This window comes from Pseudomonas sp. ATCC 43928 (assembly GCF_005938665.2).
Taxonomy (GTDB): domain Bacteria; phylum Pseudomonadota; class Gammaproteobacteria; order Pseudomonadales; family Pseudomonadaceae; genus Aquipseudomonas.
Genome location: NZ_CP041753.1, coordinates 6173595 through 6200030, shown reverse-complemented (window position 1 = coordinate 6200030; position 26436 = coordinate 6173595). Strand labels below are relative to the sequence as shown.

Below are 26436 nucleotides of genomic sequence, written 5' to 3'. Positions count from 1 at the left end.
CAGCAAGATCAAAGGATCGCAGGCTGCGCCATTCCCTGCAGGGATCGATGTTCATTCGCGATATTGCGACGAACGCTCTCGATGTTGAAGCTGGCGCAGCCTGCGATCTTCTGCTTCTAAAGTTTGTCAGCCACCTGCGGCACCTGAGGCAACGCCGCCCCTTTTGGCCAGAGCATCCAGATCTGCCCCTGCTGTTTCATGTCGCCGGCCAATTGCCCGGCCGCCTCGCCCGTGCCCCAGAACAGGTCCGCGCGGACCTCGCCGGCAATCGCGCCGCCGGTATCTTGAGCGGCCACCGGACGCACCAGTGCGCTGCCGTCCGGTCGCGTCGTCGACAACCACAACAGGCTACCGAGCGGAATCACCTTGCGATCCACTGCCGCGCTATAACCTGCGGTCAATGGCACATTCAGCGAACCGCGCGGCCCTTCGTTGCTGTCCGGGTTGCGATTGAAGAACACGTAGCTGGGGTTGCTGCCGAGCAGTTCGGGAATGCGCGTCGGATTGGCCTTGGCCCAGTTATCGATGGCGCTCATGGTTACCTCTTCTTTCTTCAGCTCGCCCTGATCCACCAGCCAGCGGCCGATAGGTCGATAGGGGTGGCCGTTCTGGTCGGCATAACCAATGCGCAATTGACGGCCATCATCGAGCTGGATGCGCCCCGAACCCTGGATTTGCAGGAACTGCAGGTTCATCGGGTCGGTCAGCCAGGCAATCACTGGCGCCTTCACGCCATTGGTTTCAATGGTTGCCGCATCGTCATAAGGCTTGAGCACGCGACCTTCGAGTCGTCCGCGCAGGCGTTTGCCTTTGAGTTCCGGGTAAATGCTGTCCAGCGAGACGATGATCATGTCCTCGGGCACGCCGTACACCGGGATGTTCGCTTGCTTGGTCTGGGTCAGGCTGCCGGGATACACCGGTTCGTAGTAACCGGTGATCAGGCCGTTGGGGTTGTCATTGGCGGCGCGCAAGCCGTAAACATCGAGGTTTTGCTTGAGGAAGCCGCGGATTTCGCTGGCGGTTGGCTGAACATTGGCGGAAGCGGCGCAGGTGCCACCCCAGACCGGGTCGGCCTTGAGTCGGCTGCAGGCGCTGCGCCACGAGCCAAAACCGGCGACGAGGTCATTGTCGGACACCGCTGGAAGGGCTTCCCAGGTAGCGCTGGAGTAGGTCGCCAGTGCGTGGGTTTTCGGTTTGCTACTGTCGCCACCGGTGCAGCCAGCAAGTATGGCCACCATCGGAAGGGTCCAGGCCAGGTTGTGACGCCACGCCTTGAAACGGCTGTTCATGGAGTAATTCCTTTGCCGGTTGCCTGAGTGCTCCATGCGCTCAAACAACCCGTATTGATAATAGGGCTATTGGTCTTTGCCGGTGACGCGAGGATACTGGCTGCCGTTTCCAGTGATCTGAAGCCACCATGACTCTTAAAAGACTCTCTGTTGTATTGCTGGCCTGCCTGACCTTGTCCGCCTGCGGCGGTGTCGACCCGAACTCGCCTCTGGGCCAGCGCAAGGCGATCTTCAAGCAAATGCTCAAGACCGGCGAAGACCTGGGTGGCATGTTGCGTGGGCGTATTCCGTTCGATGGCCCGAAATTCGCCGACGGTGCCGTGAAGCTCGATGCGTTGTCCCATGAGCCGTGGAAACATTTCCCGCAGGTGCGCGAAGAAGATCACACCAGCGCCAAGGACGATGTCTGGCAGAAGCAGGCACGCTTCCAGGAAATGGCTCGCACCCTTGAAGGCGCCACCGGTGAACTGGTGATCGCCAGCCAGGTTCAACCCTACAAGGCCAGCAATCTGGGGCCGGCAGTACAGAAAGTCGAAGACGCCTGTAGTGCCTGCCATAAAGAGTTTCGGGATCATTGAGGCGGCGTGTTCAAACCGGATTACTTATCCAGCTCGTCGAGCGCGTCCTGTAAATCCTTGCGCGATTGAGCCAGTTTGTCTTTGCGCTTGTTGATCTTCTCGGCGTCGCCTTTTTTCATCGCCTTGTCGAGGTCGGCCTGACGCCGGCTGACTTCGTGCTTGGCGTCGAGCACCTTGTTTTCCCGTTCCTTCTTCAAGGAAGCGTCGGTGCAATGGGCGGTGACCTCGCTCAGGGCGGTTTCCAGGCCAGCCTGTTGATCGGCGTTGCCGTGAGACTTGGCCAGTTCAATCTGGTTGATGATGCCTTGTTTTTTTGCGGCGCAGCCGGTCAGGCCCGGGGCGTCTTCGTCGGCCATTAATGGAGCGGCCATCACGCTGCACAGGGTCAACAAGGCGAGCGGTGAAAGAAGTTTCATAAAGGCTCCAGGTGAAAAAATCGATGTAGCGATGGGCTGTTTGAGCGCATCGGTACCTATGGGTTCCCAGGCTGACGGGCGTCGCCGGCTGCTAAAAACCGTCAATCCCGGCAACACGTAATGTCTCGCTCAAGGCCAGGACCTGCGGGTCGCGGAAAAATGCGCTCAGTTGCGCCGCGCGTCCCGGGCCGATGCCGGTTTCGGCCTGCCATTGTTCGGTGTTTCGTTGCGCCAGCACCTGCCATGAATCGGCGAGCTGTGCCTGGCCGGTCGGCGGCAAGCCCAGGGCTTTGAGCCAGCGAGCGAACGGTCGTTGCCGGGCGCTGTTGAAACTGTTCAAAAGACGAGCACTGCTGCGTTCGCCGAAGCCGTCAATGTTAGCAAGCTCTTGCTCATCGAGGGTCAACCAATCGAGCAGGTTGTCGAGACGTTCGGCCTTGAGCAGTTTCTCCCAAGTGCCCGGCCCGACATGCGGCAAGGCTAACCCCTGTTTGCCGCTGAGCCAGGCCAGCCGTGCGAGAAACTGGCTTTCGCATCCGGGTGTCGGCTGCCAGCAACTCAACGGATGAAAATCTGCTGCTAGCGGTGCGTTCAATTCAGGACGTTCGGTGCTGCGCAATACCACACCGTCGAGCCTGGGGATGGTCAGCCCGGCCAGGCTGATGGCGACCTGATCGCCGGGACGAATGTCCAGCGCTTCCCAGCGCTGCAGGGAGCTGACGCTGACACGCTTGATCTGCCGGTCATCGAGCATCACCGGTGCCAGATCCAGCACCGGTGTGATCCGGCCGGTCCGTCCAATCTTGAAGTGGACCTTGCGCACCTCGGCCAACGCCTGGGCGAAGGGGTACTTCCAGGCGACACTCCAGAAAGGCGTTTTCGCCTGCCAGCGCTCGGCGGGTGGGCGCTGGTTCTGTCGTAAAACGACGCCGTCGCTGGCAAAGGGCAGGGGCGAGCGATACCAGTAATCGCGCCAGCGTTCGGCATCGGCGAATGCCTCGATCGGCTGGCTGTAGGGCGCGGTGCTCGGGAATCCCAGCTCATCCAGAGCCGCCACGCGGGCGGGCAGGCTTTTCGGGCCTTGTGGCCAGTCCCAGACGAACACGCCGATACCGGCGGCTTGCTCGGGGTTCAGCGTCTTGCGTGCCATTAACCCGGCCACCGTGGCGCGGGCATTGAGGCTGCCGGCCTCGGCTTGCACGTGTTCGGTCAGGCGCCAATAGAGTTCGCCTTGCAACAGCAGGTCGAGCGGTTGTGGAAGTTTTTGAGGGATGGCGGCGATCTGGCGCGCTGAGGCAGTCCAGTCGTGGCCGGTTATCCCGTCACCACGACTGATCGCCTGGTGCAGCCAGCCGTTGCGATAGATCAACGTCACAGCCACACCGTCGACCTTGGGTTGAATCCAGACCTCATCCCGATTTTTCAGCCAGGCTTCGACGGCGCGCCCATCGCGCAGTTTTTCCAGGCCGGTGTGGGCGATGGGATGAGCAATCGTGCCACCGGCAGTGCGCAACGGTTCGGCTGAAGGGCCTGAGTCAAAACACTCGCGCCATTCGCTTAGTCGTATGCGGGATTGATCATAGAGTTCATCGGCGACCAAAGAGCGTCCTTCGCGATGATAGCTGTCGTCCCAGAGGTCGATTCGCTTTTGCAGTGCGTTGATTTCGTCCAGAGCGCGGGCCGGCGGCCAATCGGGGCAGTCGGCGGCATTGGCGGTCAGGCAGGTGAGGGTCAGCAGGAAACCGAAAAACAGGCGCAGGTTGGGCAGCATCGAGAGCGTCCTTGCTCGTTGGGATGCTTTCAAGGCTAGTCAGGTTTCGAGTGTGGAGTGCAGAGGTGTAATTCTGCGTGTTTCGAGGTGGGATCTTCTTCATGAAAAAGCCCCGCACGGCGAACCGTGCGGGGCTTTTTGCACAACCGGAGAAGTCTTACAGGCCGGCAGCAGAACGCAGAGCGTCGGCGCGGTCGGTTTTTTCCCAGGTGAACGTGGTGAACGTATCGTCGCCCACGGTTTTGGTTTCCGGGGTGCGACCGAAGTGGCCGTACGCAGCGGTGTCCTGGTACATCGGGTGCAGCAGGTCGAGCATGGTGGTGATCGCGTATGGACGCAGGTCGAACACTTCGCGGACCAGTTTGACGATCTTGTCGTCGCTGATCTTGCCGGTGCCGAAGGTGTTCAACGAAATCGAAGTCGGTTGAGCGACGCCGATTGCGTAGGAAACCTGAATCTCGCAACGCTCGGCCAGGCCGGCAGCCACGATGTTCTTGGCCACATAACGACCGGCGTAGGCCGCCGAACGGTCAACCTTCGATGGATCTTTACCGGAGAACGCGCCGCCGCCGTGACGGGCCATGCCGCCGTAGCTGTCAACGATGATCTTGCGACCGGTCAGGCCGCAGTCGCCCACCGGGCCACCGATGATGAACTGGCCAGTCGGGTTGATGTGGAACTGGGTGTCCTTGGACAGCAGTTCGGCAGGCAGCACGTGCTTGACGATCAGTTCCATCACGCCTTCGCGCAGGTCTTTGTAGGACACTTCCGGGTTGTGCTGGGTCGACAGTACAACGGCGTCGATACCGACAACCTTGCCGTTTTCGTAGCGGCAGGTCACTTGCGACTTGGCGTCTGGACGCAGCCAAGGCAGCAGGCCGGACTTGCGGGCTTCGGCCTGGCGCTGAACCAGTTGGTGCGAGAAGGTGATCGGTGCTGGCATCAGCACGTCGGTTTCGTTGCTGGCGTAGCCGAACATCAGGCCCTGGTCGCCGGCGCCCTGGTCTTCAGGCTTGGCACGATCAACACCCTGGTTGATGTCGGGGGACTGCTTGCCGATGATGTTCATCACGCCGCAGGTCGCGCCGTCGAAGCCGACATTGGAGCTGTTGTAGCCGATGTCGAGAATCACGTTACGGACGATGTCTTCCAGATCGACCCAGGCCGACGTGGTGACTTCACCTGCGATGATTGCCACGCCGGTTTTCACCAGAGTCTCGCACGCCACGCGGGCGAACTTGTCTTCAGCAATGATGGCGTCCAGCACCGCATCGGAAATCTGGTCGGCGATTTTGTCCGGATGCCCTTCAGACACGGACTCGGAGGTGAAGAGGGAGTATTCGCTCATCTCGATTTTTTCCTGAATTTACCGATGGTGAGTGTCGCCAGCCGGTCGCTGAAAATGGCGGACCTGTATCTGGAAACCATTACGTAAGCCTACATAGAGGCTTTCCCCGGGAACGAGTCCCGCAGCGGTGGCCCAACGGGCCAGATCGTCCTGTTCAAACCCCAACCAGAGATCACCGCAGGCCTCCCTGGCCCAACTCTGGTTGTGGCTACATAACTCTGTCACTAACAGGCTACCGCCTGGTTGCAGCAAACCGGCCATGTGCTTGAGCGCTTCGGCCGGCGCGGCAAAATGGTGCAGCACCATGTTCAATACAACGCAGTCGGCCTGAAGGTTTACACCGTTCAATGCATCGGCCAATTGCAGGCTGACGTTAGCCAGCGTTTCACGTTCGCAGACCTGGCGGGCCAGTTCGAGCATCGCCGGGCTGTTGTCCAGCGCCGTGACCTGAGTGAAGCGACGCGCCAGCTCCGGCAGAAATGCGCCATCGCCGGGGCCTACTTCGATGGCCGTGGCGCCGGGGCCGAAACTCAGCTTGTCGAGCAGGGCCACCACGCTTTCGCGGTATTGCGGCAGGCCGGCGATCAAGTCTTGCTGGGCGCGAAACTTCTCCGCGACCCGTGAGAAAAAGTCCTGGCTGGCCGCCTCGCGTTGCCCGTGGACCTGAGCGATCCGCGCCTGGACGTCAGTCGGCAGGGTCAGGTTGTCCACTTCTTCGAGCAGCGCGGCATGCAGCTTGCCGCCCAACAGGTCGGTGTGGGGCAGGGCGCGACGGTAGAAAATCGCATTGCCTTCACGGCGGGTCGCCACCAGGTCGGCCTGGGCCAATACCTTGAGGTGATGACTCATGCCGGACTGACCGATGCCGAAGATCTGCGCCAGTTCCAGGACGCCGAACGAATCGTTGGCCAGCGCGCGCAATACATTCAGCCGCAGAGGATCGCCGCCGGCCTTGCACAGGGCCGCCAGCTCATCGCAATCGTCATGTTGAATGGAAGGCACGCGCAGATTCATAAGGCCAGCAGTCTAGTGACGGTCATAAAACACCGCAAGAGCAATATCAAAAAGTTTTGATATTGGTCGATAGATGGCACTTCTTAACGTTAGTTTCAGTCCACAAACCAACAGCGGAAAGGTTTCATCAGTCGAATACGCCGTTATCCGTTGGAAAAACGCCTTCGGATGACTATCTGTCATTGCCCCGAGGCGGGTCGGTGAGGGAAAATGCTCGCCTTTTTTCCGTTTCGTTTTATTCACTCTCGATTCAATATCCGCAGGAGATCAGCGATGCCCAGCCGTCGTGAGCGCGCCAACGCCATTCGTGCCCTCAGCATGGATGCCGTGCAAAAAGCCAACAGCGGCCATCCCGGTGCCCCTATGGGTATGGCGGATATCGCCGAAGTACTTTGGCGTGACTACCTGAAGCACAACCCGAGCAATCCATCGTTCGCCGACCGTGACCGCTTCGTGCTGTCCAACGGTCACGGCTCGATGTTGATCTACTCGCTGCTGCACCTGACCGGCTACGACCTGTCGATCGATGACCTGAAAAACTTCCGCCAGCTGCACAGCCGTACCCCGGGTCACCCGGAATATGGCTACACCCCGGGCGTTGAAACCACCACCGGTCCACTGGGCCAAGGCCTGGCCAACGCGGTCGGTTTCGCCCTGGCGGAAAAAGTCCTGGCGGCGCAGTTCAATCGTCCTGGCCATAACGTCGTCGATCACCACACCTACGTATTCCTGGGTGATGGCTGCATGATGGAAGGCATTTCCCACGAAGTCAGTTCCCTGGCCGGTACGCTGGGCCTGGGCAAACTGATCGCCTTCTACGATGACAATGGCATCTCCATCGACGGTGAAGTCGAAGGCTGGTTCACCGACGACACGCCGAAGCGTTTCGAATCCTACAACTGGCAAGTGATCCGCAATGTCGACGGTCACGATCCGGAAGAAATCAAGATCGCGATCGAAACCGCGCGCAAAAGCGCACAACCGACGCTGATCTGCTGCAAGACCACCATCGGCTTCGGTTCGCCGAACAAGCAAGGCAAGGAAGATTGCCACGGCGCCCCGTTGGGTGACGCGGAAATCGCCCTGACCCGTGAAGCGCTGAAGTGGAACTACGGCCCGTTCGAAATCCCGGCTGATATCTATGCCGAGTGGAACGCCAAGGAAGCCGGTCGCGCTGCCGAAGCCGAGTGGGATCAGCGTTTCGCTGCGTACTCCGCCGCCTTCCCTGAGCTGGCCAACGAACTGGTTCGTCGCCTGAGCGGTGATCTGCCGACCGATTTCGCCGAGAAGGCCCAGGCCTACATCGCTGAAGTCGCGGCCAAAGGCGAATCCATCGCCAGCCGTAAAGCCAGCCAGAACGCCCTGAACGCCTTCGGCCCGCTGCTGCCTGAACTGCTCGGTGGTTCGGCTGACCTGGCCGGCTCCAACCTGACCCTGTGGAAAGGTTGCAAAGGCGTCACCGCCGAAGACGCCAGCGGCAACTACATGTACTACGGCGTTCGCGAGTTCGGCATGAGCGCGATCATGAACGGCGTGGCCCTGCACGGCGGCCTGGTGCCTTACGGCGCGACCTTCCTGATGTTCATGGAATACGCCCGCAACGCAGTGCGCATGTCGGCGCTGATGAAAAAACGCATCGTCTACGTGTTCACCCACGACTCCATCGGTCTGGGCGAAGACGGCCCGACTCACCAGCCGATCGAGCAACTGGCCAGCCTGCGCTGCACACCGAACCTCGACACCTGGCGTCCGGCCGATGCCGTTGAGTCGGCGGTGGCCTGGAAGTTCGCCCTGGAGCGTGACGACGGTCCTTCGGCGCTGATCTTCTCCCGTCAGAACCTGCAGCACCAAACCCGCAATGCGATCCAGATCGAAGAGATCGCCCGTGGCGGTTACGTGTTGAAGGACTGCGCAGGCGAGCCTGAGCTGATCCTGATCGCCACCGGTTCGGAAGTCGGCCTGGCCGTTCAAGCCTTCGACAAACTGACCGAGCAAGGCCGCAAGGTTCGTGTGGTGTCGATGCCATGCACCAGCGTCTTCGAAGCCCAGGACGCCGGCTACAAGCAATCGGTTCTGCCATTGCAGGTCAGCGCGCGTATCGCCATCGAAGCCGCCCACGCGGACTACTGGTACAAGTACGTGGGCCTGGAAGGTCGCGTGATCGGCATGACCACCTACGGCGAGTCGGCGCCTGCGCCGGCCTTGTTCGAAGAGTTCGGCTTCACCCTGGAAAACATCCTGGGTCAGGCTGAAGAGCTGCTGGAAGACTAAGGCACGCCGCGGTGGTTTTATGGCCACCGCGTTCCCTGTGTAGGAGCTGCCGCAGGCTGCGATCTTTTGATCTTAAAAGATCGCAGCCTCGTTTCACTCGACAGCTCCTACAGGGATTTGTGTTGTTAGCAAGAATTCGTCTGCCGCGACTATCGAGAACCCCATGCCTCAACCGCGTCCTTACAAAGTTGCACTCAACGGCTACGGCCGGATTGGTCGTTGTGTCTTGCGTGCGTTGTTTGAGCGAGGCTCGACGGCTGGGTTTGAAATTGTCGCGATCAACGATCTGGCCGATATGGCCAGCATCGAATACCTGACACGCTTCGACTCCACTCACGGGCGGTTTCCCGGTGAAGTGAGGGTTGAGGGCGATTGTCTGCATATTAACGGCGACTGCGTGAAGGTCCTGCGCAGTGCCACCCCCGAAGGCATCGATTGGGCGTCGTTGGGCGTCGATCTGGTGCTGGAGTGCTCCGGCGCTTATCACACCCGTCAGGATGGCCAGCGTTTTCTCGACGCCGGTGCGCCACGGGTGCTGTTTTCCCAGCCGATGGCCAGCGAGGCGGATGTCGACGCCACCATCGTCTACGGCGTGAACCAGGATTGCCTGACCGGTGACGAGCTGCTGGTGTCCAACGCGTCCTGCACCACCAACTGCGGCGTGCCGCTGTTGCGCCTGCTGGATCAGGCCATTGGTCTGGAATACGTGTCGATCACCACCATCCACTCGGCGATGAACGATCAGCCGGTGATCGACGCCTATCACCACGAAGACCTGCGCCGCACCCGTTCGGCGTTCCAGTCGGTGATTCCGGTGTCCACTGGTCTGGCGCGAGGCATTGAACGCTTGCTGCCGGAACTTGCCGGGCGAATTCAGGCCAAAGCCGTGCGGGTGCCGACGGTTAACGTGTCCTGCCTCGATATTACGATGCAGACCGTAAGCGATACCGACGCCACCGAGGTCAACCGGATTCTGCGCGAGGCCGCCACCCATGGCCCGCTCAAAGGCCTTCTGGCCTACACCGAGTTGCCTCACGCCAGTTGTGATTTCAATCATGACCCCCATTCGGCCATTGTCGATGCCAGTCAGACCCGCGTTTCCGGCCCACGGCTGGTGAACATCCTGGCCTGGTTCGACAACGAATGGGGTTTTGCCAATCGAATGCTGGACGTTGCAGAGCACTATTTGCAAGCCGCTACTACTCCACAATCTGTCTTTCAAAAACAGTAACCCAGGAATTGCGACCCATGACCGTGTTGAAGATGACCGACCTCGATCTGCAAGGTAAGCGCGTACTGATCCGCGAAGACCTCAACGTCCCAGTCAAGGACGGTGTTGTCACCAGCGATGCGCGTATCCTGGCTTCGCTGCCGACCATCAAGCTGGCCCTGGAAAAAGGCGCGGCAGTGATGGTCTGCTCGCACCTTGGCCGTCCGACCGAAGGCGAGTTCTCGGCCGAGAACAGCCTCAAGCCAGTGGCTGACTACCTGAGCAAGGCCCTGGGCCGTGAAGTGCCGCTGGTGTCCGATTACCTGGGCGGCGTCGACGTGAAAGCCGGCGATATCGTGTTGTTCGAAAACGTGCGCTTCAACAAGGGCGAGAAAAAGAACGCCGACGAACTGGCCAAGCAATACGCCGCTCTGTGCGACGTGTTCGTAATGGACGCTTTCGGCACCGCTCACCGCGCCGAGGGCTCGACCCATGGCGTGGCCAAATTCGCCAAAGTCGCCGCTGCTGGCCCGTTGCTCGCCGCCGAACTGGACGCACTGGGCAAGGCCCTGGGCTCCCCGGCCCAGCCAATGGCCGCCATTGTTGCCGGCTCCAAAGTGTCGACCAAACTCGACGTGCTCAACAGCCTGAGCCAGATCTGCAACCAGCTGATCGTTGGTGGCGGCATCGCCAACACCTTCCTGGCCGCTGCCGGTCACCCGGTTGGCAAATCGCTGTACGAGCCGGACCTGCTGGACACTGCCCGTGAAATCGCGGCGAAAGTCAGCGTGCCATTGCCGGTGGACGTGGTGGTCGCCAAGGAGTTCGCTGAAAGCGCGACCGCGACTGTCAAGCTGATCGCCGACGTGGCTGCAGACGACATGATCCTGGACATCGGCCCACAGACCGCGGCGAATTTCGCCGAGCTGCTGAAGTCGTCCAAGACCATCCTGTGGAACGGCCCGGTGGGCGTGTTCGAATTCGACCAGTTCGGTAACGGCACCAAAGTGCTGGCCCAGGCCATCGCGGAAAGCTCGGCGTTCTCCATTGCCGGCGGTGGCGACACTCTGGCGGCCATCGATAAATATGGCGTTGCCGAGCAAATCTCCTACATTTCTACCGGCGGCGGCGCGTTCCTCGAATTCGTCGAAGGCAAAGTGCTGCCGGCCGTTGAAGTCCTGGAAAGCCGGGCCAAGGCCTGAGGCCGCTCATTTGACCAGGCAAAGGAGTGTTCAGATGGTCAGGACATTAATGCTGTTGATCGCCGCGGGTATGCTGGCGGCTTGCGGGAGTAACCCGAAAGCCACGCCGGAGCCCGCGCCATCCGCGTCGGATAAAGGCTGCTACCAGGCTGACTGGCAAGCGGAAACCAACCCGGTGATCAACAAGCGGTCCGGGCCCGATGGCCTGGACAAATACGAGACACAGACCCCGACCAAGGAACATGGCTGCCCTTGACGGGTCTGACTCTTTACTCAGGGCTGGCGGCATGCGCCGTCAGTCGAGGAACATGGATGAAAGGTTTTATCGCCGTTTCGGCGCTGGTATTGCTGGCAGGTTGTTCGAATTTCGACCTGTTCAAGCCTGCCGAATCAACGGACAACTGGACCACCTGGACCTGCGACAGCCAGGCCAAAGTGCTCTGGCGCTACACTGACGTGAGCCGCAAGGCAGTCGACGTTCGTTTGGGCGGCGCCGATCAGGTCTACCGCCTGAAGCTTGAACCGGGCGCCGAAGGCTCGCTGTACAGCAACGACATGCTGGCGTTTCACGTAAAAGGTGAGGAAGGCCTGGTGTACTGGGTCGCCACCAATGATTTGATCGGCCGCGGTTGTAAAGCGCAGTAACAACGCCGATCGCAGGACTATTGTTGTGTCGAGGGAGCTTGCTCCCGCTGGAGCGCGAAGCGGTCCCAAAGCCAGTCGATTTGGTGTTTCAGAAGGACCGAGTCGACGGGTTTACGACTGCTTCGCAGCCGAACGCGAGCAAGCTCGCTCGCCACAGGTTCTTCGTTACGCACAGGTTTTTGTTGTACCGAATTCGCAGCCCGGGCCAACCCCCGATCTGCAATAACTTGAATAGCCGCCGCCGCTACGGCAGGCTGGCACGATTAACGACCCTCAACCGGGAGAGACACACACAATGGCACTTATCAGCATGCGCCAGATGCTGGACCACGCAGCCGAGTTCGGCTACGGCGTTCCAGCCTTCAACGTCAACAACCTTGAGCAGATGCGCGCCATTATGGAAGCCGCTGACAAGACTGACTCCCCGGTGATCGTCCAGGCTTCGGCCGGTGCTCGCAAATACGCAGGCGCCCCGTTCCTGCGTCACCTGATCCTGGCGGCCATCGAAGAGTTCCCGCACATCCCGGTGTGCATGCACCAGGACCACGGCACCAGCCCTGACGTCTGCCAGCGTTCCATTCAACTGGGCTTCAGCTCGGTGATGATGGACGGTTCCCTGGGCGAAGACGGCAAGACCCCGACCGACTACGACTACAACGTTCGCGTTACCCAACAAACCGTGGCCATGGCTCACGCCTGCGGCGTCTCGGTGGAAGGCGAGCTGGGCTGCCTGGGTTCGCTGGAAACCGGCATGGCCGGTGAAGAAGACGGCATCGGCGCCGAAGGCGTTCTGGATCACAGCCAAATGCTGACCGACCCGGAAGAAGCCGCGGACTTCGTCAAGAAGACCCAGGTCGACGCCCTGGCCATCGCCATCGGCACCAGCCACGGGGCCTACAAGTTCACCAAGCCACCTACCGGCGACGTGCTGGCCATCGACCGCATCAAGGAAATCCACAAACGCATCCCGAACACCCACCTGGTGATGCACGGTTCGTCTTCGGTTCCGCAAGAGTGGCTGGCGATCATCAACCAGTACGGCGGCGACATCAAAGAAACCTACGGCGTACCGGTTGAAGAAATCGTCGAAGGCATCAAGCACGGCGTGCGCAAGGTCAACATCGACACCGACCTGCGTTTGGCGTCCACCGGTGCGATGCGTCGCCTGATGGCCACCAACCCGAGCGAGTTCGACCCGCGTAAATTCTTCGGCGCGACTGTTACTGCGATGCGTGACGTGTGTATTGCGCGTTATGAGCAGTTTGGTACTGCCGGTAATGCTTCGAAGATCAAGCCGATTTCGTTGGAAGCGATGTTCCAGCGTTACCTGAAAGGCGAGTTGAACGCTAAGGTTAACTGAGCCTGAGCGTTAAGCTGCGTTGAATAAGAAACCCGCCGAGAGGCGGGTTTTTTCATTGGAAGAAAGTTTGCTCGCCTTGCACCAACCTAGCCGCGATTACTCCTTCAATTCGACATGATCCAACGCTTGATTCACCGCCAGTTCACCGAGCATGACCACTTGGGCAATGCCCAGCAGGGTCTTGCGATGTGAGGTTTCCAGCAGCGCGGCGAAATTATTGAGCATGAGGGTGGCCGAGCCGAGTGTTTCGCTGGCGTTGGCCAGCAGGGCTTCGGTGTTGTACTTCGGATTGGCGAGGTACATGGGCTCGGGTTCGTGGGTGGTGGCCATGATTTTGGCGGCCGGGTTGAGGTAATGGTCGAGGGCGCGCTCGGCGGCTTCGTGGAATTTCTTTGAATCGGGGGATTCGTAGGGGGATGCCGGGTCTGTGACCGGCGGATGCGGCGTTGATTTAGTCATTTGCTCGAAACCTGATTGGAGTGCCCCTCTCTGGCTACTAATCAAAGTGGAGGCAACTGTACGCAGGTTAGTAGACCGGGGTTTCGAGCAAGCCGGCGCACCCGAAGGTGCCCTGCGCACAGTTACCATCAAGCGCAGGAATCGAAATCCCTGACTGACAGATGCTTGTGCACCAAGCTCGAAACCACGGGCTACTAAACCCGATCACTGCGAATCAGTGACACGAATCAAGTTACCGATGGCCTCCCAGACGCACAAGCCGGCGGATTCTGGCGTACCTGTAGGCGGTGACGCAAGCCGTTGTAGGTCTCATGAAGTAACGCTGCGTGTCTTTAAACGTGGGCGTTTAAGTGGGGGCTGATGCCGGTCAGTGAAGAGATGGAGTTGGACATAAAGAACCTGTGGCGAGGGAGCTTGCTCCCGCTGGGCCGCGAAGCGGCCCCCAAAAAGAGGGTCTGCTGCGCAGCCCAACGGAAGCAAGCTCCCTCGCCACAAAGGGTGGATTCCTGCGGTCTTTCAGGGATTACGTATCGTGATCGATATCCAGCTTGCTGAACGTCACTTCCCCGCCTTCAGTGGTGTACCCGGTGTTGTCCTGCACATAAACCCCGGCCTTGAAGTACAGCGGCTTATCACGCCACATCGTGCTGATGTCGGTATCCCACTGGTACCCCGCCGCACTGATGCCCAATGCACCGCCTGGGCTGAGGTGGATGAGGTAGGAGAATTCCTGATTGAGTTTCACGCCGGTGGCGATGGTGATGACCCGGGCGGTGTCGTCGTCGGGGTGCATGCGGACTTTGGCGACGATGTTGCCGGTCGAGGTGGAGGTTTTGTATTGATACTCGACCTTCACCAAGGGCTTCTGGCTCTTATAGGCGTGAATCTGGCCAATGACGATCTTGCCCGAACTGGGCACCTGGCTGACCGAGAGGGTGGCACGCAGGGTGTTGTCCGCGTCAGGGTAGTACCAGTTTTTCAGCGTGCCGTTGCTGTAGGTTTCGCGCAGTTCGGTGCGCGGGTAGATCGCGTTTTCGGTTTTGGAGCCGGTGACCGGGGACCAGAAAAATAAAGTGCCGGTGTCGGAGTGGAAGTATTGATCCTTGAAGCCGTCCACCAGCTTGGTGGTTTCGACAGTGTACGGCGGGCTGCCGACGGGAACACTGAGGTTCCAGGTTGCGAGATCGATCATAATTCAAGCTTCCACTTTTTTTACTGCACGTGCGTGCCAGAAGCTCTAGCTCGCGCCTTCGGGTGGGTCTTTATAAGCGTAGAAGGCCTCTTTGTTAATGCCCTTCTGGCAGATGATTGGCGTCAACAACCTGTCGAAATGCCATCCTTCCCGGTTTATAAGGCCTGCAGGGCTGACCGTTAGTCGGCTATATGAAACTTTACCGAAGTGATGGGATACGAGCGGCTTCTGCTTTAAGGGATCCGGGTCTAGAGTGAAGTCGCAATAGGTGACCGGTTTTAACAAAAGGCCGGCCTGAGGCCCCGAACAAGAGATGCAGCATGGAATGCGCACAATCTAAGCCAGCTGAAGGCAACTCAATCCTGTTAATTGTTGATGATTACCCTGAAAACCTGATCAGCATGCGCGCGTTATTACAGCGCCAGGATTGGCAGGTCATGACCGCGGCTTCCGGTTTTGAAGCCCTTGGCCTGTTACTCGAACACGATGTCGACCTGGTGCTGCTGGATGTGCAGATGCCGGGCATGGACGGTTTTGAAGTGGCGCGCTTGATGCGCGGCAGCCAGCGAACCCGTCTTACGCCAATCATTTTTCTTACCGCCAACGAACAGTCCCAGGACGCGGTGATTAAGGGCTACGCCAGTGGCGCGGTGGATTACCTGTTCAAACCGTTCGACCCGCAAATTCTCAAACCCAAAGTCCAGGCGTTGTTGGAACACCAGCGTAATCGCCGTGCCTTGCAGCGGTTGAGCCATGATCTGGAAGTCGCCCGGGCCTTCAATGCCTCGGTGCTGGATAACGCCGCCGAAGGCATTCTGGTGGTGAGTGAGGACGGGCTGATTCGCTTCGCCAACCCGGCGATGTCTCGCTTGCTCAATGCCACGGTGAACGACCTGCAAGGCAAGGAGTTTCTGGATTTCCTGCAAAAACCGCACATTCCGATCTGGGCCGATTCCGAGTTGTTTGCCGGTTACAAACGCGGTGAAACCCTGCGCTTGCACGATGCGCTGCTGCGTACCGCGCCCGGCCAGCAAGTGCCGGTGGCGTTGTCTTGCGCGCCTTTGCCCGCCGAACAACATGCGATGGTGGTGACGGTGCTGGACATGTCGGTGGTGCGCCATCTGCATCAGCAGTTGGAGTTCCAGGCGGTGACCGACCCGCTGACCGGGCTGCTCAATCGCCGGGGTTTCTACCAGACCGTTGAAAACCTGCTGCTGCGCGGCGAACGTTCCGACAGCACTTGGGTGCTGTTGTACCTGGACCTCGACGGCTTCAAGCGGGTCAATGATTCCCTCGGCCACGATGCCGGCGACCGGGTGCTGCGTTGGGTGTCCGAGCAGTTGAAGGCGTGCCTGCGGCCCTTCGATATTCTGGCGCGGATGGGGGGCGATGAGTTCACTGCGTTGCTGGATCTTGAGCTCCCCGAGCAGGCGGCAAAGATTGCCGAGAAGCTCATCGAGCGGGTGTCGATTTGTCAGCAGATCGAAGGCATGGACATCGCCTTGGGTGCCAGCATCGGCATCGCCACTTATCCCGATTGCGGGTCTAATCTGGACGGGCTGATGCGCGCCTCCGACATTGCCATGTACGAAGCCAAGCGCGCCGGGCGTCAGCAATATCGCTTCTACGATCACGAAATGAACGGCCGGGCACGCTCGCGGCTGATGCTTGAAGAGAGCGTGCGCACGGCTATCGAGAACCGCGATTTCAACCTGGTGTATCAGCCCCAGGTGGCGATTGCCGATGGGCAGATCCGCGGGTTCGAAGCGTTGTTGCGCTGGCAGCATCCGAGTGTCGGCGATGTACCGCCGGGGCTGTTTTTGCCGTTGCTGGAAGAGGCGCGGTTGATCAGTCGCCTGGGTAGCTGGATTTATCATCGCGGGGCCAAACAGCGCAAAGCCTGGGAAACCTTGTTTGCCGAAGATCTGGTGCTGGGCGTCAGCTTGAGCAGCACCCAATTCGGGTTGCCCAACCTGGTCACCGAGCTGCGTCAGGTGCTGGAGCGCCATGGCCTGAAGCCGCAGCAGCTGGAAGTCGAGGTCACGGAAGAGGCCTTGATGTCTAACCCCGACGAGACCCGCAAGCAACTGCGTTTGCTGCGCAATCTGGGGGTACGGGTGGCGCTGGATGACTTCGGCTCCGGGGCTTGTTCGCTGGCGCATTTGCGCGACCTGGAACTGGACACGCTCAAGCTCGACCGGCATTTGATCGCCCGGTTGCCAGGGTCCGAACGGGATGCGGCGCTGGCACGCAGTGTCATCGATTTGTGCAACCGGTTAGGGCTGTTGGTGATCGCCGAAGGGGTTGAAACGGTGGCGCAATATGAGTGGCTGCAAGCCAACGGTTGCCAGTATGTGCAGGGTTTCCTGGTGGCGCGACCGTTGATGGCCGAGGACACCGGTCACTTTGTCGAGCCGTTCGACTGGGGCGCGCTGACGAGTTGAATTCGCTACACTGGCGACCTTTTCGTGATGCGTGTTGCCGCTCCAATGACTGTGTTGAAATACCTCCAGGCTTATCCTGCCGCGTTGCAGGACCAGGTGCGCCAACTGATCGCCGAAGGTCGGCTGGGCGATTACCTGAGCCAGCGCTATCCGGAAAAACACGGGGTGCAGAGCGACAAGGCGCTGTACGCCTATGCCCTGGACCTCAAGCAGGAATACCTGCGTAACGCCCCGGCCATCGACAAGGTGTTGTTCGACAACCGTCTGGACCTGACCCACCGCGTGCTCGGTCTGCACACCGCGATCTCACGGGTGCAGGGTGGCAAGCTCAAGGCCAAGAAAGAAATTCGCATCGCCTCGCTGTTCAAGGACGCGGCGCCGCAGTTTCTGAAGATGATCGTGGTGCATGAGCTGGCGCACTTCAAAGAGTCGGATCACAACAAGGCGTTCTACAAGCTGTGCGAGCACATGTTGCCGGGGTATCACCAGGTGGAGTTCGATTTGCGGGTATACCTGACATGGCGGGATATGCACTGAACAAATCTGCTAATTAATCGGGAGCGCATGGATGGACGTGAGCAAGACCAAGAGCAGCTTCTACCGCCGATTGTACGTGGCGTACCTGATCGACAGCGGGCTGGCCAGTAACGTCCCTGCATTGACCGAAGTGACCGGTATGCCCCGACGCACGGCTCAGGACACCATCGCGGCGTTGGCGGATCTGGATATCGTTTGTGAATTCGAGCAGGAAGAGGGCGCACGTAACCACGCGGGGCGCTATCGGATTCGCGAGTGGGGGGCGATTGATCGGGGGTGGATCGAGCGTAATCTGCGGCAGATTAAAGCGGTGCTTGAATACCCCTGAATTCCCGACCCCGATCATTCCCACGCAGAGCGTGGGAACGCTCATAGGGGCCTCAGGAACGGCGCATCCCGATATGCGGAATCTGATCCTCGAGGTATTCCTCACCCACCACCACAAACCCGTACCGCCCGTAGTACCCCTGCAAATGCGCCTGGGCCGAGAGGTAGATCGGCACCTCGGGCCAGTGCTTCTCGGCCTGTTTCAACGCCTGGCTCATCAACTCATGCCCAAGCCCGGCACCGCGTGCCTGGGGTGCAATGATCACCCGGCCAATCACCACGTCGCCGCCCTGCAATTGCGGGTCGAGCAATCGCAGGTAGGCCACCAGCCGATCCCCGTCCCAGCCCATCAAATGGCAAGTGTCACCTTCCAGGTCCTGGCCATCGATGTCTTGATAAGCGCATTTCTGCTCGACGACAAACACTTCGGCGCGCAGTTGCAAAATGGCATACAGCTGCTCTTTACCCAGATCGCTGTGGTGTTTGCAGACCCAATCGATTGTCATCTTCACATTCCTTGAACAACGTTGTTCCGATACTAAGCGCCCTGAGGCGGGATGTCTTTATCGCAGGGAATCTGTGATAAAGACCAAAATGCCATCATTCATTTCTCGCGAAGTTGTCTTCTTTGTGTAATCTGCGATGAAGCGCTGTGCAATGGCCTCAATGAGCTAATGTTAGGACCTGGGTTCGCCGGTAGAGGAATCTTGGAGTTTTGGCTGAAAAACACGTCGGGCAGCCCGCCCGCTAAGGATTTCTGGCATGCCGCGGTTTCATCGAGCGTTTGCTTTGATCGGATTGCTGTTGCTGACACAGGCCGAGGCTGCGGAAAAGCTGCGTCTGGTCGCCGATGCCTGGCCACCCTTTACCGACGCCACGCTGGTCAATGGCGGTGTGGCCACGGACATCGTCAGCACCGCGCTGGCCCGGGCCGGTTACGCCAGCGATTTCGAACAAGTGCCGTGGGCCCGGGCCTTGTTTGGGGTGGGCGAGGGACGTTACGACGTACTGGTCAACACCTGGTACACCGACGAGCGCACGAAGCTGGGGCAATTTTCCGGCGAGTACCTGCTCAACCGCGTGCGCTTTCTCAAGCGCAAAGACACGCCAATCGAATACAACAACCTGCAACAACTGCACACCTACCCGATAGCGGTGGTACGCGGTTATGCCTATTCGCAGGAATTTGATGAGGATGTGTCGTTGCAGAAAGTCCCGGTGCATAACTTCGCCATGGCTGTGCGCATGGTCGCGGCCGATCGGGTCAAGCTGACTTTGGAAGACGAGTTCGTCGCCCGGTATTACCTGGCGCGGGAATCACCCAAAGTGCGCAATGCCGTGGAGTTCCTGCCCAAGCCGTTGAGCGAGAACAGTCTGCATATTCTGGTGAGCCTGAAGAACCCGGAGCATGAACAGATCGTCGCCGGTTTCGATCGCGAGATTGCGGCGATGAAGGCTGACGGGAGTTATGAGAAGTTGCTCAGGCAGCATGGGATGTGATCTGAAAGGCCTGCAGTGTCCGAGCTGAAGCCTTCGCGGGCAAGCCCGGTCGCTGCACATTTCAGGCTTCGTTAGTGTCCTTGATCAAATGCGCCGCCAACGTCCGCAACGGCCCCAGTTGCCGACAGATCAACGCCAGTTGTGTCTGTACCAGCCGCTGGCCTTCATCGATTTCATCCGGCATCTGCTCAAGCGCATTGGCCAGTGCTTCTTCCTCATCACTCTGAATCGCAATCGGCTGTTTGCTCGCCAGGCCCTGGGCAATGTCGTCGAGGCTGGCGGCCACGCTCACGCCCGCACCGTCGATCAGCTGCTCGCGCACATCCGACGGCAGTTGGGTTTCACGGTGTGCCCCAAGCCCCGACAAATAGCTGAGCAGGGTGTGCGACAGCACCAGGAATCGGAACCCTACATCGGCTTCCTTACGGAAGTGCCCCGGCTCCATCAGCATGTTGGCCAGTGTCGTCGACAACGCCGCGTCGGCGTTGTGCGCGTTACGTCGGGCCAGGCGGTAAGCCAGGTCGTCGCTTTTACCGGCGGCGTATTGCTGCATGATCTGGCGCAGGTAAATGCTGTTGCAGGTCAGGGTATTGGCCAGCACTTTGTTCAGGCGTCGGCCCTGCCAGTCCGGCAGGAACAGGAATACCGACAGGCCGGCGATCAGGCTGCCGAGCAAGGTATCGAACAGTCGCGGCAGAAGCAGCCCGTAACCGTCGCCCACCTGGTTGAAGCAGAACAGCACCATGATCGTAATGGCGGCTGTCGCCAGGGTGTAGCGGGTGGTGCGGTTGGTAAAGAACACCACCCCGGCGACGATGGCGAAGCTCGACTGGATCAACGGGTTGGGGAACAGATCGAACAGCGCCCAGGCCACGGTCAGGCCGATGGCGGTGCCGATGATCCGTTGGCCCAGTTTGCGGCGGGTGGCGCCGTAGTTCGGCTGACAGACAAACAACGTGGTGAGGATGATCCAGTAACCTTGCGAGGGGTGGATCAAATGCACCATCGCGTAGCCGATGCTCAATGCCAGGGGCAGGCGCAGGGCGTGGCGGAATAGCAAGGACGTTGGCGTCAGCTGCGTGCGCAAGCGAATCCACACATCCTTGAGACTGCGTGGCGAACGGTCGAGCAGGCTGCTGTCGGTGGCGTCTGCAAGCGCATCGGGGTTGCTGGCGTCGCTGAGCAAACGGTCGAGGGTGCCGAGGTTGGCGGCCAATGCCCGCAACGAGCGCAACAGACCACGCCAGGCCGGATTGCTCTGGATGCGCAGGTGTTCGAGGGAGGCGTGCAGGTCGCTCAGGGCTTCGGCGAAGCTGGCGTCATAGATGAACGGCTGGCGCATCTGGATCGATTCGGCCAGCGCGCGGCACACCTTGCCTTGTTGGCGCAGCAGGCGCTGACAGCGGAACAGCACGTCGCTGTGGAAGAACGCCTCGGCCAGCGCGTTGTAAGGGTAGTGCGAGGAGCTGGCGCGCTCGTGGATGTCCTGGGCGAGGAAGTACAGCTTCAGGTAACGGCTGAGTTTCGCCCCCGGCCGGCCATCGCCGACCCGGTGCAGAATGATTTCCTTGGCGGCGTTCAGGGCTGCCACCACCCGACCGTTCTGCTGGGCCAGTTCCAGGCGGCGCGCTTCCACGTCCAACTGCCGGATCGGTTCGAACAACGACGATTTCAGTTTCAGGTAATAACCCAGTTCACGGAACAACCGCGCCAGGCTCTGTTGCACCGGCTGGTTGGAAAACAGTACCTGCCACAACACCGAGAGCAAGCCATACCACGCCGCACCCGCCACCAGCAGTACCGGCTCGTGCCAGAAATCAGTGACCGCGCCGCCGCGCTGGTCCACGCCGATCATGGTGTAGACCGACAGAATCAGCGTCGCTGACGCAATCGCGCCATAACGCTCGCCCAGCGCGCCGAGCATGGTCAGGCAGAAGCTGGCCAGGGCAAAGGCGATGATAAAGAGGATGGGGTAGGGGAAGAGCAGTTCGACGGACAGGGCGGCGACCATAAAACACACCAGCGTCACGGCCAGTGCGTTGAGGCGGCCCTGCCAACTGTCGTCGGTTTCGGCCAGGGCGCTGGCGATGATCCCCAGGAACAACGGGATCAGCAGCCCCATTTCATCTTGATACCAACACAGCGCCATGGTGCCGGTCAGGGCGATGAATACCCGAACGCTGTAACTGAATTTATCCAGCGCCCAGAGGCGACGCAGAGACTGCCGAAATGTGGTCGATGACATGAAGTGCGAAGGCCTTCCGAGGCAATGACGCTAAATTGAGCCACTAATGACGCCGACGCAATGGCGCCGATCACATCAGACAGCAAAATCTGTTCCTTCCTCGTTCTGTGTTGCCTGTCAGGACGTCTTCGCGGGCAAGCCTCGCTCCTACAGGGATTTAGGTGACCCTTGTAGGAGCGAGGCTTGCCCGCGAAGAACGATAACGCGATCGGTCAGACGTATTGCGCCGCCGCGTAACCGGACGCCCAGGCCCATTGGAAGTTGAAACCACCCAGATGCCCGGTGACGTCGAGCACTTCACCGACGAAATACAGGCCGGGGCTTTTCAGCGACTCCATGGTTTTGGATGACACTTCGCGCGTGTCGACGCCACCCAGGGTCACTTCGGCCGTGCGGTAGCCCTCGGTGCCGGCCGGCACGACTTTCCAGCTCGCCAGTTTTTCAGCGATGTCTGCAATTTCTGCGTGGGTGTATTGCTTCATCGGTTTGGAGACGAACCAGTTGTCTGCCAGCAAGTTGGCCATCTTCTTGGTGAAGATCTCACCGAGCAGGGTTTTCAACTCGCTGTTCGGGCGTTCGACTTGCTGCTGTTGCAGCCAGCTCGGTACGTCGTGATCCGGCATCAGGTTGATCTCTACCGTGTCGCCGGATTCCCAGAACGAAGAAATCTGCAAAATCGCCGGGCCGCTGAGACCGCGGTGGGTGAACAGGATGTTCTCGCGGAAACTCTGGTCGTTGCAGCTCACCAGGCAATCCACCGACGTACCGGACAGTTCGGTGCACAGCTCCTTGAGCTGATCGGTGATGGTGAACGGCACGAGGCCGGCGCGGGTCGGCAGCAGGTCGTGGCCGAACTGCTTGGCCACCTGATAGCCGAAACCGGTGGCGCCGAGGGTCGGAATCGACAGGCCGCCGGTGGCGATCACCAGGGATTGGCAAGTGATCTGGTCCAGCGTGGTATCTAGCAGATAACCGCTTTCGAGCTTCTCGATGGTCTGGATCGAGGTGTCCAGGTGCAGGCTGACGCCGACCTGATTGCACTCCTCGAGCAGCATGTCGAGGATGTCGCTGGATTTGTTATCGCAGAACAACTGGCCGAGTTTCTTCTCGTGGTACGGCACGCCGTGTTTGGCCACCAGAGCGATGAAGTCCCACTGGGTGTAACGTGCCAACGCAGATTTGCAGAAATGTGCGTTCTGCGAGAGGAAATTGCTCGGCTCGGTGTACATGTTGGTGAAATTGCAGCGGCCACCGCCCGACATGAGGATTTTCTTGCCGGCCTTGTTGGCATGGTCAAGCAACATCACCTTGCGCCCGCGCCCGGCGGCGGTCAGCGCACACATCAACCCTGCGGCGCCAGCGCCAATGATCACAACTTCGGTAGAGCGCAAAACGGTGTCCTCACACATTGATCGTTCCCACACTCTGCGTGGGAACGATCACAGGGAAATACAGTGTTCTTACAGGATGCGAACGCGCAGCGAACGGCCTTTGATTTTACCGTCGTTCAGGCGCTGCAAGGCTTGCTTGGCGATCCCGCGTTCCACGGCCACATAGGCCTGGAAGTCGAAAATCGCGATCTTGCCGACCTGGGCGCCGGGAATGCCCGCCTCACCGGTCAGTGCGCCGAGAATGTCGCCTGGACGGACTTTGTCTTTACGGCCCGCACCAATGCACAGCGTGCTCATCAGCGGCAGCAGCGGACCGCCGCCCTGGGACGTGAGGTTATCCACCTGATCCCAATTCAACGGCGACTTCTGCAGTTGCTCGATGGCTTGGGCGCGATGGGCTTCGGACGGTGCGACCAGGCTGATCGCAATGCCTTTCTCACCGGCACGACCGGTACGGCCGACACGGTGAATGTGGATTTCCGAGTCACGGGCCAGTTCGACGTTGATCACCATGTCCAGAGCATCGATGTCCAGGCCGCGTGCGGCGACGTCGGTGGCAACCAGTACCGACGTACTGCGGTTGGCGAACATGGCCAACACCTGGTCGCGGTCACGCTGTTCCAGATCGCCGTGCAGGCCGACGGCGGAGATGCCTTTGGACGTCAGGTGATCGACGGTTTCCTGCACCTGCTGCTTGGTGAAGCAGAACGCCACGCAGGACGCCGGACGGAAGTGGCCGAGCACCTTGGTCACCGCGCTCATGCGCTCTTCCGGGGAGATTTCGTAGAAGCGCTGCTCGATCTGCGTGTCGTCGTGGAACGCCTCGGCCTTCACTTGCTGCGGATTACGCATGAACTTCGACGCCAACTGCTTGATGCCCACCGGATAGGTGGCGGAGAACAGCAGGGTCTGGCGACGTTCCGGGCACTGGGCGATGATTTCTTCGATGGAATCGTAGAAACCCATGTCGAGCATGCGGTCGGCTTCGTCGAGGATCAGCGTGTTCAGGCCGTGAAGCACCAGCGAACCCTTGCGCAGGTGTTGCTGGATGCGCCCTGGAGTGCCGACGATGATGTGTGCACCGTGCTCCAGCGAGCCGATCTGCGGGCCGAAAGACACACCGCCGCACAGGGTCAGGACCTTGATGTTGTCTTCGGCACGGGCCAGGCGACGGATTTCCTTGGCGACCTGGTCGGCCAGCTCACGGGTCGGGCAGATGACCAGTGCCTGGCAACCGAAGAAGCGCGGATTGATCGGGTTCAACAGGCCGATACCGAAGGCGGCGGTCTTGCCGCTGCCGGTCTTGGCCTGGGCGATCAGGTCCATCCCCTTGAGGATCACCGGCAAGCTTTGCGCCTGGATCGGCGTCATCTGGGCATAACCGAGGGAGTCGAGGTTAGCCAGCATGGCGGCGGACAGCGGCAAAGTATTAAAAGCGGTGGCGATGGTGGTCACGGGACTGGCCTGCAAAACAAAATGTCGCGCAGTGTATCAGTCCCAGGCTCTCCACCTGCAAATTCTGGACGAATAGCCGTAGCAGCTGTCGAGGTACGAGGCTGCGTTGCGTGTCCGCAGGACCGCCCCGGGAGGCCGCTTCGCAGCCCAACGCAGCCTCGTGCCTCGGCAGCTGCTACGGGTCAGTGCTCGATATCGTGCTCACGGCTGACCATCCGTCGGCCGTCCTTTGGTGAAAGTTGCGAGAAGATCGTTGCAGCCAGCATCGCCATGATTCCTACCGTCACAAACGTAAGCTGGAACGCGCCCAGCACCGTGTCCACGTCGTCATTGCCCATCTCCGCCGTGAATCCGCCGAGCAGCGCACCGGCGCACGCCACGCCCAGGCTCAGGGACAATTGCGCTACCACCGACAGCAAACTGTTGCCGCTGCTGGCGCTGGCGTCGTCGAGGTCGATCAGTGTCACGGTATTCATCGCGGTGAACTGCAAGGAGTTGATCGCCCCCAGAATCGCCAACTGGCCCAGCAACAGCCAATACGGTGTCTGCTCGCTGACCAGGCCCATGCTTGCCAGCATGATCCCCAGCGCCAGTGTGTTGCCGGTCAGCACGATGCGGTAGCCGAAACGTTCGATCAACGGCCGCGCCACCGATTTGGCGACCATCGCGGCCGCGGCCAGGGGCAGCATGCTCATCCCGGCCTGTGACGGCGAATAGCCCAGCGCCACTTGCAGCAGCAACGGCACCAGGAACGGCAATGCGCCGCTGCCCAACCGGGCGAACAGGTTGCCGAGGATGCCCACGGCAAAGGTCCGGGTCTTGAACAGCGATGGCGCAAACAGTGGATTGTCGATGTGCCCGGCCCGCAGCCAATAGGCCGCCAGACAGGCCATGCCGGCAAACAACAGCAACATCACCCGCAAGTGCGGCAGACGCAGTTCGCCGAGGCCTTCCATGGCGATGGTGATCAGCACCATCGCCGCGCCGAACAGCAAGAAGCCCAGGCTATCGAAGCGGGTGCGCTCGCTGCCGCGCAAGTCGGGGATGAATTTCCATACCGCGTAGCAACCGAGAACGCCCACCGGCAGGTTGATCAGGAAGATCCAATGCCAGGTCAGGTATTGCACCATCCAGCCGCCCATGGTCGGGCCGATCAGCGGGCCGAGCAGGCCGGGAATGGTGATGAACCCCATGATCCGCACCAGATCCGAGCGCGGATACGCGCGCAGCACTACCAAGCGTCCGACCGGCAACATCAAGGCGCCGCCCAGGCCCTGGATCACCCGGGCGCCGATCAGCATGCTCAGGGTGCTCGACAAGGCGCAGAGCAATGAGCCGATGCTGAACAACAGGATGGCGCCGAAGAAAATTTTCTTGGTGCCGAAACGGTCGGCGATCCAGCCGGAGGCGGGAATCAGCAAGGCGACGGTGAGCATGTAGGCGATGATCACACCCTGCATGCGCAGCGGGTCTTCGGCCAGGTCCCGGGCCATGGCGGGGAGGGCGGTGTTGAGGATTGTCCCGTCGAGGGACTGCATGAAGAAGGCAATGGCCACGACCCATGGCAACCAGCGGGCGGTGACGGCGTCGAGAGGTGGGCGGTTGGGCATGGGGCCTCTTGTTAATGCAGATTCGTGGCTGGCGCTGAACCCTGTGGCGAGGGAGCTTGCTCCCGCTCGGCTGCGTAGCAGTCGTAAATCCGGTGAATGCGGTCTGTCTGATAGAGCACATTGCCGGTCTGGGGCCGCTTCGCAGCCCAGCGGGAGCAAGCTCCCTCGCCAC

At 60.1% G+C, this 26436-nt stretch carries 23 protein-coding genes; 11 read left to right on the top strand and 12 right to left on the bottom strand.

Going from position 1 to position 26436, the window contains the following annotated elements:
- Nucleotides 1–116: 116 nt before the first annotated feature.
- Nucleotides 117–1289 (bottom strand): murein transglycosylase A, encoded by a 1173-nt coding sequence (locus tag FFH90_RS28605; RefSeq protein WP_064620904.1) that lies wholly within the window; start codon nucleotides 1287–1289, stop codon nucleotides 117–119.
- 128 nt (nucleotides 1290–1417) lie between these two features.
- Here FFH90_RS28605 and FFH90_RS28600 point away from each other — a divergent pair, with 128 nt between their 5' ends.
- A complete protein-coding gene (locus FFH90_RS28600) occupies nucleotides 1418–1867 on the top strand; it encodes a cytochrome c (RefSeq protein WP_026286618.1) in 450 nt (149 codons plus the stop codon).
- Nucleotides 1868–1887: 20 nt separating this feature from the next.
- Here FFH90_RS28600 and FFH90_RS28595 read toward each other — a convergent pair whose 3' ends face one another.
- The 4 genes from FFH90_RS28595 to FFH90_RS28580 form a co-directional block, all read right to left on the bottom strand.
- Complete coding sequence (locus FFH90_RS28595; protein ID WP_018928748.1) at nucleotides 1888–2283, bottom strand: DUF1090 domain-containing protein; 396 nt, start codon at nucleotides 2281–2283, stop codon at nucleotides 1888–1890.
- Between the two features lie 91 nt (nucleotides 2284–2374).
- Nucleotides 2375–4054, bottom strand: coding sequence for an NAD-dependent DNA ligase LigB (gene ligB, locus FFH90_RS28590; protein ID WP_018928749.1), 1680 nt, complete (start codon nucleotides 4052–4054; stop codon nucleotides 2375–2377).
- A 157-nt stretch (nucleotides 4055–4211) separates the two neighbouring features.
- Complete coding sequence (metK, locus tag FFH90_RS28585; RefSeq protein ID WP_007937912.1) at nucleotides 4212–5402, bottom strand: methionine adenosyltransferase; 1191 nt, start codon at nucleotides 5400–5402, stop codon at nucleotides 4212–4214.
- A gap of 18 nt (nucleotides 5403–5420) precedes the next feature.
- Nucleotides 5421–6416 (bottom strand): metalloregulator ArsR/SmtB family transcription factor, encoded by a 996-nt coding sequence (locus tag FFH90_RS28580; protein WP_111452956.1) that lies wholly within the window; start codon nucleotides 6414–6416, stop codon nucleotides 5421–5423.
- Nucleotides 6417–6689: 273 nt separating this feature from the next.
- On the opposite strand from FFH90_RS28580, the gene tkt reads away from it, so the two are divergent.
- The 6 genes from tkt (at nucleotide 6690) to fba (ending at nucleotide 13104) form a co-directional block, all read left to right on the top strand.
- Nucleotides 6690–8687, top strand: coding sequence for a transketolase (gene tkt, locus FFH90_RS28575; RefSeq protein ID WP_111452955.1), 1998 nt, complete (start codon nucleotides 6690–6692; stop codon nucleotides 8685–8687).
- A 163-nt stretch (nucleotides 8688–8850) separates the two neighbouring features.
- On the top strand, nucleotides 8851–9918 hold the full coding sequence (gene epd / locus FFH90_RS28570) for an erythrose-4-phosphate dehydrogenase (protein ID WP_111452954.1): 1068 nt from the start codon (nucleotides 8851–8853) through the stop codon (nucleotides 9916–9918).
- A gap of 17 nt (nucleotides 9919–9935) precedes the next feature.
- A complete protein-coding gene (locus FFH90_RS28565) occupies nucleotides 9936–11099 on the top strand; it encodes a phosphoglycerate kinase (protein WP_007937921.1) in 1164 nt (387 codons plus the stop codon).
- A gap of 34 nt (nucleotides 11100–11133) precedes the next feature.
- Nucleotides 11134–11355 carry a hypothetical protein gene (locus FFH90_RS28560; RefSeq protein WP_064620894.1) on the top strand — a complete coding sequence of 74 codons (222 nt, stop codon included), beginning with the start codon at nucleotides 11134–11136 and terminating at the stop codon, nucleotides 11353–11355.
- 56 nt (nucleotides 11356–11411) lie between these two features.
- Entirely contained in the window at nucleotides 11412–11744 is a 333-nt protein-coding gene (locus FFH90_RS28555) for an MliC family protein (RefSeq protein ID WP_019650258.1), read from the top strand.
- Between the two features lie 295 nt (nucleotides 11745–12039).
- Entirely contained in the window at nucleotides 12040–13104 is a 1065-nt protein-coding gene (gene fba / locus FFH90_RS28550) for a class II fructose-bisphosphate aldolase (RefSeq protein WP_064620888.1), read from the top strand.
- A 96-nt stretch (nucleotides 13105–13200) separates the two neighbouring features.
- Here fba and FFH90_RS28545 read toward each other — a convergent pair whose 3' ends face one another.
- Both FFH90_RS28545 and FFH90_RS28540 read right to left on the bottom strand, forming a co-directional pair.
- The gene (locus FFH90_RS28545; protein WP_138866432.1) at nucleotides 13201–13563 is read right to left on the bottom strand and encodes a DUF6124 family protein; all 363 of its coding nucleotides are present in this window, start codon (nucleotides 13561–13563) and stop codon (nucleotides 13201–13203) included.
- A gap of 523 nt (nucleotides 13564–14086) precedes the next feature.
- Nucleotides 14087–14755, bottom strand: a complete 669-nt coding sequence (locus tag FFH90_RS28540; RefSeq protein ID WP_138866431.1) for a polysaccharide lyase family 7 protein — start codon at nucleotides 14753–14755, stop codon at nucleotides 14087–14089.
- 320 nt (nucleotides 14756–15075) lie between these two features.
- Between FFH90_RS28540 and FFH90_RS28535 the strand changes: the two genes are divergently transcribed.
- From FFH90_RS28535 to FFH90_RS28525, 3 genes are read left to right on the top strand one after another with little or no spacing between them, the layout of a single operon-like run.
- Nucleotides 15076–17199: a bifunctional diguanylate cyclase/phosphodiesterase gene (locus FFH90_RS28535; protein ID WP_018928758.1), complete on the top strand. Its 2124-nt coding sequence runs from the start codon at nucleotides 15076–15078 to the stop codon at nucleotides 17197–17199.
- A 45-nt stretch (nucleotides 17200–17244) separates the two neighbouring features.
- Nucleotides 17245–17736 carry a M48 family metallopeptidase gene (locus tag FFH90_RS28530; protein WP_138866430.1) on the top strand — a complete coding sequence of 164 codons (492 nt, stop codon included), beginning with the start codon at nucleotides 17245–17247 and terminating at the stop codon, nucleotides 17734–17736.
- A 31-nt stretch (nucleotides 17737–17767) separates the two neighbouring features.
- The gene (locus FFH90_RS28525) at nucleotides 17768–18064 is read left to right on the top strand and encodes a helix-turn-helix domain-containing protein (protein ID WP_007937940.1); all 297 of its coding nucleotides are present in this window, start codon (nucleotides 17768–17770) and stop codon (nucleotides 18062–18064) included.
- Between the two features lie 52 nt (nucleotides 18065–18116).
- On the opposite strand, the gene FFH90_RS28520 is transcribed toward FFH90_RS28525, so the two are convergent.
- Nucleotides 18117–18569, bottom strand: a complete 453-nt coding sequence (locus FFH90_RS28520; protein WP_086944427.1) for a GNAT family N-acetyltransferase — start codon at nucleotides 18567–18569, stop codon at nucleotides 18117–18119.
- A gap of 256 nt (nucleotides 18570–18825) precedes the next feature.
- On the opposite strand from FFH90_RS28520, the gene FFH90_RS28515 reads away from it, so the two are divergent.
- On the top strand, nucleotides 18826–19563 hold the full coding sequence (locus tag FFH90_RS28515) for an ABC transporter substrate-binding protein (RefSeq protein ID WP_018928760.1): 738 nt from the start codon (nucleotides 18826–18828) through the stop codon (nucleotides 19561–19563).
- Nucleotides 19564–19624: 61 nt separating this feature from the next.
- On the opposite strand, the gene yccS is transcribed toward FFH90_RS28515, so the two are convergent.
- From yccS to mdtD, 4 genes are all read right to left on the bottom strand, one after another.
- Nucleotides 19625–21808, bottom strand: coding sequence for a YccS family putative transporter (gene yccS / locus FFH90_RS28510; protein WP_138866429.1), 2184 nt, complete (start codon nucleotides 21806–21808; stop codon nucleotides 19625–19627).
- 212 nt (nucleotides 21809–22020) lie between these two features.
- A complete protein-coding gene (locus FFH90_RS28505) occupies nucleotides 22021–23199 on the bottom strand; it encodes an NAD(P)/FAD-dependent oxidoreductase (RefSeq protein WP_138866816.1) in 1179 nt (392 codons plus the stop codon).
- Between the two features lie 69 nt (nucleotides 23200–23268).
- Nucleotides 23269–24606, bottom strand: coding sequence for an ATP-dependent RNA helicase DbpA (dbpA, locus tag FFH90_RS28500; RefSeq protein ID WP_230139067.1), 1338 nt, complete (start codon nucleotides 24604–24606; stop codon nucleotides 23269–23271).
- 230 nt (nucleotides 24607–24836) lie between these two features.
- Nucleotides 24837–26423, bottom strand: a complete 1587-nt coding sequence (gene mdtD / locus FFH90_RS28495; protein WP_256663648.1) for a multidrug transporter subunit MdtD — start codon at nucleotides 26421–26423, stop codon at nucleotides 24837–24839.
- Nucleotides 26424–26436 lie beyond the last annotated feature (13 nt).

Excerpts from the sequence above, each read along its gene's own strand:
- FFH90_RS28605 (WP_064620904.1), bottom strand. The coding sequence starts at position 1,289 with ATGAACAGCCGTTTCAAGGCGTGGCGTCACAACCTGGCCTGGACCCTT.
- FFH90_RS28600 (WP_026286618.1), top strand. The coding sequence starts at position 1,418 with ATGACTCTTAAAAGACTCTCTGTTGTATTGCTGGCCTGCCTGACCTTG.
- FFH90_RS28595 (WP_018928748.1), bottom strand. The coding sequence starts at position 2,283 with ATGAAACTTCTTTCACCGCTCGCCTTGTTGACCCTGTGCAGCGTGATG.
- ligB (WP_018928749.1), bottom strand. The coding sequence starts at position 4,054 with ATGCTGCCCAACCTGCGCCTGTTTTTCGGTTTCCTGCTGACCCTCACC.
- metK (WP_007937912.1), bottom strand. The coding sequence starts at position 5,402 with ATGAGCGAATACTCCCTCTTCACCTCCGAGTCCGTGTCTGAAGGGCAT.
- FFH90_RS28580 (WP_111452956.1), bottom strand. The coding sequence starts at position 6,416 with ATGAATCTGCGCGTGCCTTCCATTCAACATGACGATTGCGATGAGCTG.
- tkt (WP_111452955.1), top strand. The coding sequence starts at position 6,690 with ATGCCCAGCCGTCGTGAGCGCGCCAACGCCATTCGTGCCCTCAGCATG.
- epd (WP_111452954.1), top strand. The coding sequence starts at position 8,851 with ATGCCTCAACCGCGTCCTTACAAAGTTGCACTCAACGGCTACGGCCGG.
- FFH90_RS28565 (WP_007937921.1), top strand. The coding sequence starts at position 9,936 with ATGACCGTGTTGAAGATGACCGACCTCGATCTGCAAGGTAAGCGCGTA.
- FFH90_RS28560 (WP_064620894.1), top strand. The coding sequence starts at position 11,134 with ATGGTCAGGACATTAATGCTGTTGATCGCCGCGGGTATGCTGGCGGCT.
- FFH90_RS28555 (WP_019650258.1), top strand. The coding sequence starts at position 11,412 with ATGAAAGGTTTTATCGCCGTTTCGGCGCTGGTATTGCTGGCAGGTTGT.
- fba (WP_064620888.1), top strand. The coding sequence starts at position 12,040 with ATGGCACTTATCAGCATGCGCCAGATGCTGGACCACGCAGCCGAGTTC.
- FFH90_RS28545 (WP_138866432.1), bottom strand. The coding sequence starts at position 13,563 with ATGACTAAATCAACGCCGCATCCGCCGGTCACAGACCCGGCATCCCCC.
- FFH90_RS28540 (WP_138866431.1), bottom strand. The coding sequence starts at position 14,755 with ATGATCGATCTCGCAACCTGGAACCTCAGTGTTCCCGTCGGCAGCCCG.
- FFH90_RS28535 (WP_018928758.1), top strand. The coding sequence starts at position 15,076 with ATGGAATGCGCACAATCTAAGCCAGCTGAAGGCAACTCAATCCTGTTA.
- FFH90_RS28530 (WP_138866430.1), top strand. The coding sequence starts at position 17,245 with ATGACTGTGTTGAAATACCTCCAGGCTTATCCTGCCGCGTTGCAGGAC.
- FFH90_RS28525 (WP_007937940.1), top strand. The coding sequence starts at position 17,768 with ATGGACGTGAGCAAGACCAAGAGCAGCTTCTACCGCCGATTGTACGTG.
- FFH90_RS28520 (WP_086944427.1), bottom strand. The coding sequence starts at position 18,569 with ATGACAATCGATTGGGTCTGCAAACACCACAGCGATCTGGGTAAAGAG.
- FFH90_RS28515 (WP_018928760.1), top strand. The coding sequence starts at position 18,826 with ATGCCGCGGTTTCATCGAGCGTTTGCTTTGATCGGATTGCTGTTGCTG.
- yccS (WP_138866429.1), bottom strand. The coding sequence starts at position 21,808 with ATGTCATCGACCACATTTCGGCAGTCTCTGCGTCGCCTCTGGGCGCTG.
- dbpA (WP_230139067.1), bottom strand. The coding sequence starts at position 24,606 with ATGCTGGCTAACCTCGACTCCCTCGGTTATGCCCAGATGACGCCGATC.